Origin of the sequence: Enterococcus sp. 2G9_DIV0600, from assembly GCF_002140615.1 — a bacterium.
In the GTDB taxonomy this organism is placed as follows: domain Bacteria; phylum Bacillota; class Bacilli; order Lactobacillales; family Enterococcaceae; genus Enterococcus_D; species Enterococcus_D innesii.
The window spans coordinates 267,292-273,620 of record NZ_NGLL01000001.1 but is presented as its reverse complement, the minus strand read 5'-3'; the positions used below and the strand labels follow the sequence as shown (position 1 = coordinate 273,620).

General features: G+C 44.4%; 4 protein-coding genes. All 4 read right to left on the bottom strand.

Translation table 11 applies throughout. The annotated features are described in order from the left end of the window. Positions 1–570: 570 nt before the first annotated feature. Positions 571–2,064, bottom strand: a complete 1,494-nt coding sequence (gene lysS / locus A5870_RS01275) for a lysine--tRNA ligase (RefSeq protein ID WP_005230758.1) — start codon at positions 2,062–2,064, stop codon at positions 571–573. Positions 2,065–2,160: 96 nt separating this feature from the next. Beyond that, on the bottom strand, positions 2,161–3,174 hold the full coding sequence (dusB, locus tag A5870_RS01270) for a tRNA dihydrouridine synthase DusB (protein ID WP_086291581.1): 1,014 nt from the start codon (positions 3,172–3,174) through the stop codon (positions 2,161–2,163). Beyond that, positions 3,175–4,056: an Hsp33 family molecular chaperone HslO gene (hslO, locus tag A5870_RS01265; RefSeq protein WP_086291580.1), complete on the bottom strand. Its 882-nt coding sequence runs from the start codon at positions 4,054–4,056 to the stop codon at positions 3,175–3,177. 142 nt (positions 4,057–4,198) lie between these two features. Next, positions 4,199–6,307: an ATP-dependent zinc metalloprotease FtsH gene (gene ftsH / locus A5870_RS01260; RefSeq protein WP_081119268.1), complete on the bottom strand. Its 2,109-nt coding sequence runs from the start codon at positions 6,305–6,307 to the stop codon at positions 4,199–4,201. Positions 6,308–6,329 lie beyond the last annotated feature (22 nt).

Sequence of the window (6,329 nt, the reverse complement as noted above, 5' to 3'; positions counted from 1 at the left end):
GTCCTACACATTGGTTCGTTTGCTTGCTTTGTTCAGTTTTCAAAGGTCTACCGTGCTGTGTTAGCAACTTTTATATCATATCAGAGCGACGTTTGATTGTCAACTCTTTTTTAAAAGTTTTTTTCGCTCGTTGTTTTTCAACTTCGTAGCGGCTGTCTCAGCGACTTTATTAGAATAACAAATGATTTGTTATTTGTCAACAACTTTTTTTAATTAATTTTGTTGATGTATCAACATCAATTAACTTTTTTAAAATTGCGACTTCGTTATAATATCATCTGTCGAGCTGTGCGTCAACTACTTTTTTCAATTCTTTTTAGGAATTCATTTAGTCATTTGGCACATGTAATAATATACCAACTAAATCCCTTGCGGTCAATCATTTTCTATGGCTTTTTTCAATTTTTACAAACCCGTCTAATCGCATTGGATCCAGCTTTTATCGTTCGCATTTAATCCGTTTTCTAGCATCTGCCCTAACGTATTTCCCTCTATTTCCTCGCTGTTTTTCTCCCTGATCCAGCAGACAAGAAAAAAGCCGCCCATCTCTTGCGAGTGGACGGAGTTTTTTTATCTCATTGTTGGGAATAATAAAACGTCACGAATCGATTGTGCATCGGTCAACAGCATCACTAAGCGATCGATCCCGATCCCTAATCCACCAGTTGGCGGCATACCGTATTCAAGTGCTTCTAAGAAATCCTCATCCACCCCATGGGCTTCATCATTTCCTGCTTCGCGCTCTTTTTCTTGCCCTTCAAAACGTTCTCTTTGATCGATTGGGTCATTCAATTCCGTGAAGGCATTCGCAAATTCACGACCAACGATAAATAATTCAAAGCGGTCGGTAAAGCGTTCATCTTCTGGATTCTTTTTCGCTAATGGCGAAACTTCCACTGGATGACCAAAGACAAAGGTTGGCTGCTGTAACGTTTCTTCAACAAATGTCTCAAAGAATTCATTGATGATATGGCCAACAGTCATGGCATCAGTGATTTCAACATGATGTTCTTTCGCTAAGCTGCGGGCTTCTTCAACGGACATTGGTTGCCAGAAATCCACACCTGTTTGATTTTTGATTGCATCGACCATATGGATTCGTGCAAAGTCGCTAGCTAGATCGACTTCTTGTCCGTCGTATTGGATCGTTGCTGTATGCAAGACTTTTTCAGCAGCATTACGGATAATGCCTTCGGTTAGATCCATCACATCTTTGAAATCTGTATATGCCGTATACGCTTCTAGCATTGTAAACTCAGGATTATGGGTCGTATCGATCCCTTCATTTCGGAAAACGCGGCCGATCTCATAGACTTTTTCCATGCCGCCCACGATCAATCGTTTTAAGTGAAGCTCAAGAGCGATCCGTAAATACAGATCCATGTCTAAGGCATTGTGGTGGGTAATGAAGGGACGAGCCGCTGCACCACCTGCTTGATTATGCAATACTGGCGTTTCGACTTCGATATACCCATGACCGTCAAGGTAACGACGAATTTCGCTGATGATTTGGCTTCGTTTCATGAAACGATCAAAGCTTTCTTTATTACTGATCAAATCCAAGTAACGTTGACGGTAGCGTTGTTCTACGTTCGTCAAGCCATGGTATTTGTCAGGCAATGGACGCAATGCTTTTGATAAGATCACGATTTCTTTGGCTTTGATGGTCACTTCACCGGTATCGGTCTTCATGATTTCACCAGATACGCCGAAGAAATCACCTAAGTCTGCGTGTTTGAATACTTCGTAAGGTTCATCCCCTACTTGGTCTTTACGTACATATATTTGAATACGGCCTTCGCGGTCTTGTAAATGCGCAAAACCAGCCTTACCTTTTCCACGTTTTGTAACGATTCTTCCTGCAATGCTTGCTGAAAGATTCATTTCGGCTAATTCTTCTTTGGTTCTTTGATCAAATAACTCATGTAACTCGGCAGAATTATGGGTGCGTTCGAATCGCTTGCCAAAAGGATCAATGCCTTCTTCCCGTAGTTTTTCCATCTTTTCACGGCGAACCAACATTTGATCATTCAATTCTTCTTGTGTTTGTCGTTCCTCTGTCACGAGTTTTCCTCCATTCTTAACTTGGGTTTCCTTCTTATAATGCCAATGATGACGCAAAAAATCAAGCCGAACTTTCGAATCGACTTGATTTGTTTCTTATTCCTTAAGAGTTGCTAGCGGCTGTTTTTCGATCTTTTCCACAAATGCATCTAATAAATCAAAAATCGTCTGCTTATCTTCCGCTTGGTTAATTGCCGCTTTGACTTTGGCTGCCCGCGAAATACCTTTTAAGTAGTACGCAGCATGTTGACGAAATTCTCGCGAAGCGATTTTTTCCCCTTTTAGATCAGCCAAACGTTCTAAATGAAGTTTCGCTGTCGAAATTTTTTCTCGTGGTGTTGGTTCCGGCAATAACTCGCCTGTCTCTAAGTATTGCTTGGTGCGGTGGATCATCCACGGATTGCCTAAGGCTGCCCGTCCGATCATCACTGCATCGGCGCCGACTTCTTCCAACATTCGTTTCGCATCTTCAGGGGTTTTGACATCGCCGTTGCCCATAAAGGGAATCGTGATACTTTGCTTCACTTGTTTCAACACGTCCCAATCAGCCGATCCTTCATACATCTGTACACGGGTTCTGCCATGCATACCGATTGCTGCGGCACCCGCTGCCTCCGCGGCCTGGGCATTCTCAACCGCAAAGACGTGCTGCTCATCCCAACCGATCCGCATTTTGACGGTAACGGGCTTGTCGATCGCACTGGAAACAGCATGGACCATTTCATAAACCTTGTCGGGATCTAAAAGCCACTTCGCACCAGCTTCTGCTTTGATGATTTTGTTTACAGGACACCCCATATTGATATCAATGATATCGGCAGTTGTGTTCTCTGCGACAAATTGCGCTGCTTCTACTAAGGATGCTTTATTCCCACCAAAAATCTGAATACTAAGAGGATGCTCCGTCTCGTCAATAAACAGCATCTCAAGGGTCTTCTTATTACGCAGTTGAATTCCTCGATCACTGATCATCTCACAGACGACTAAACCCGCGCCAAATTCTTTGACTGTCACACGAAACGCAGAATTGGTGATCCCTGCCATTGGCGCAACGACGACGCGGTTGGGAATCTCAACCGAGCCGATCTGCCATGTCTGTCTATCTTTCACTTACGCTTCCGCCTCTTTCTTCAACGTCGCCAATTCCGTTTCATCAAAATGATACTTGTTGCCACAAAATGAGCAGACTGCCTCTGCCCCGTGGTCTTCATCGATCATCGCTTGGATCTCGTCAGCCCCTAAGGTGATGATCGCTGTCGCAAATTTTTCTTTCGTGCAATCACAGTGGAACTGGACGGGCATTTTTTCTAGTACTTCGATTGTCGTGTCTGGCAACAATGTCACTAAGATCTCTTCTGGTGATTGGCCTTCATCGATCAAGGTTGATACTCGAGGCAATTCTCCCAAACGTTTTTCGATGGCATCAATGATCTCTTCACTGGCACCAGGCATGATCTGTAGCATAAAGCCACCGGCTGCCCGAATCGAATCATCGGTTTCTACTAATACACTCAGACCAACAGCAGAAGGAATCTGTTCTGACACTGCTAAATAATAAGTAAAGTCTTCCCCAAGCTCCCCCGAGACGATCGGTGTTTGTCCAGAGAAGGGTTCTTTTAGCCCTAAGTCTTTGATTACGGTAAAGATCCCTTGGTCACCCACTGCGCCCCGAACATCCAATTTCCCTTGAGGGTTCAACGGCAGACTGATCTGCGGATTTTTTATGTATCCTTTTACGTCCCCACGGCCATTGCTGTCTACGACGATTGCCCCAGCAGGACCATTTCCTTGAATTTTGACGGTCAATTTGTCTTCCCCTTTTAAGGTACTGCCTAATAACAAACTTCCCACCATCGCTCGCCCTAAAGCAGCAGATGCCGTATTCCATGTTTCATGACGTCGTTGTGCTTCGGCGATCGTTTCTGTTGCCGATACGGCGTATGCTCGGACGAAGCCGTCATATGCTAGTGCTTTTACTAAATAATCCTTCATCTTGATTCTCCTTTTTATTCATTAATGAATCATACTAGGAAGCGCCGCTTTTTTCAACTGAATGTGTTTGAATTTAAGGAAAGTCTTCTTAAATAGAAACAAAAAGGCACCGAGTTTCCTCGGCGCCTTGATACGTCTTGTTTTAGGCGTTATCATCTTTGTTTTCTTGATCAGTCGGTTGGCTTTCGCTATTGCGGCGAACGTCTTCCAATTGTTGATCAAAATCGTTTGATGGTGCATCTTCGCTGTGTTTTTCTGCAGCTTGCTTCTCTGCATCTTTTTCTTCCAGCGCACGTTTTGCTTCTTCAAACGTTTGGGCTTTTTCACTAGGATACTCAGAGCTTTCGGTTCCTTCAGGCATTTTGCCTTCTTCAAACAAGGATTTGATTGCTTTGGCATCTAATGTTTCATGTTCAAGCAGTTTTTCAGCGATCAATTTGTGCTGTGCACGGTGTTCTTCAATGATTTCATGGGCTTTTTGATGGGCATCCATTAAAATCTTGCGAACTTCTTGATCGATTTCAAAGGCAACTTGTTCAGAGTACGCTTTTGTTTGACCATAATCACGACCGACAAAGACTTGATGGTTTCCTTCATATTGAACTGGACCTAATTTGTCACTCATTCCATATTCTGTCACCATGCTTCTTGCAAGCGCAGTTGCTTGTTCAAAGTCATTGGAAGCACCTGTTGATTGTACACCGAAGATGATTTCTTCTGCCGTACGTCCACCAAGCAACCCAACGATTTGTTCAAACATATCTTCTTTGGTCATCAAGAATTGATCTTCTTTCGGCAAGGCGATCATGTAACCACCCGCACGTCCCCGAGGAATGATCGTTACTTTGTGTACCACACGGGCACGACTCAAGACTAAACCAACAATGGTATGTCCTGCTTCATGGTAAGCAACCATTTCACGTTCGCGTTTGTTGATGACACGGTCTTTCTTCGCAGGACCAGCGATCACGCGGTCTTCTGCTTCATCGATATCTGAAGCATCGATTTTTTTCTTGTTACGACGAGCAGCAACTAATGCCGCTTCGTTCAAGACGTTTTCCAGATCCGCACCGGCAAACCCTGGTGTTTGTTGGGCAACGACTTTCAAATCAACATCATCTGATAAAGGTTTGTTGCGGGCATGGACACGGAGGATCGCTTCGCGGCCTTTCACGTCTGGACGACCAACTAAAATCTGACGGTCAAAACGACCTGGACGTAGCAACGCTGGATCTAGAACATCCGAACGGTTCGTTGCGGCAATGACGATCACGCCTTCGTTTCCATCAAAACCATCCATTTCAACTAGTAACTGGTTCAACGTTTGTTCCCGCTCATCATGTCCGCCACCCATACCGGCACCACGTTGGCGACCGACAGCATCGATTTCATCGATAAAGATGATGGCTGGTGCATTTTTCTTCGCTGTTTCAAATAAGTCACGCACCCGGCTTGCACCGACACCGACAAACATTTCAACGAAATCTGAACCAGAGATCGAGTAAAATGGTACGCCAGCTTCACCGGCAACGGCTTTGGCTAGCAACGTTTTCCCGGTTCCCGGAGGTCCCTCAAGTAAGACACCTGCTGGGATACGAGCACCTAATTCAACGAAACGTCGAGGATCTTTCAAGAATTCCACGACTTCGACAAGCTCTTGTTTTTCTTCTTCTGCACCGGCTACGTCTGAAAAACGTACGCGGTTGGCTTTTTTGTCCGCTTCTTTGGCTTTTGATTTGCCAAAGTTCATCACACGACCGCCACCGCCACCGCCGCCGCCTTGTTGGCTCATCATCATATAGAAGAAGAAAATGATGATCACAAGTGGTAAGAAGCTAACCAAAAGCGATAACCAAATACCACTGTTGGATTCTTCTTCGATGGTAGTTTTGACCCCTTGTGCTGAGGCCAGACTGGTGACTTCGCTCAGCGTAGAATCATTTGGTAAAATGATCGTTGAAAAGCGGGTCGAACTTGCCTGTGTATTGCCTAAAACAGACAAGCTGTTGTCATTGCTGACAGTTTGTTCTTCATTGTATTCACCCACGATTCGATAAACACCGTTAGCGGGTTGGACAGTAAATTGTTTGACCTTCCCGTCTTTCAGTTGTTCTGTAAACGTGGAGTACTCGATCGTTGGGGTCTGCTGATTGCCATTTCCAAAGATGAAATAAACGACCATGACCATTGCCAACAAGACAAGTACATAATATAAGGTATTTTTTACCATACCGTTATTTTTCTTATTCATGCGTACCTCCCTGGCTATTTTG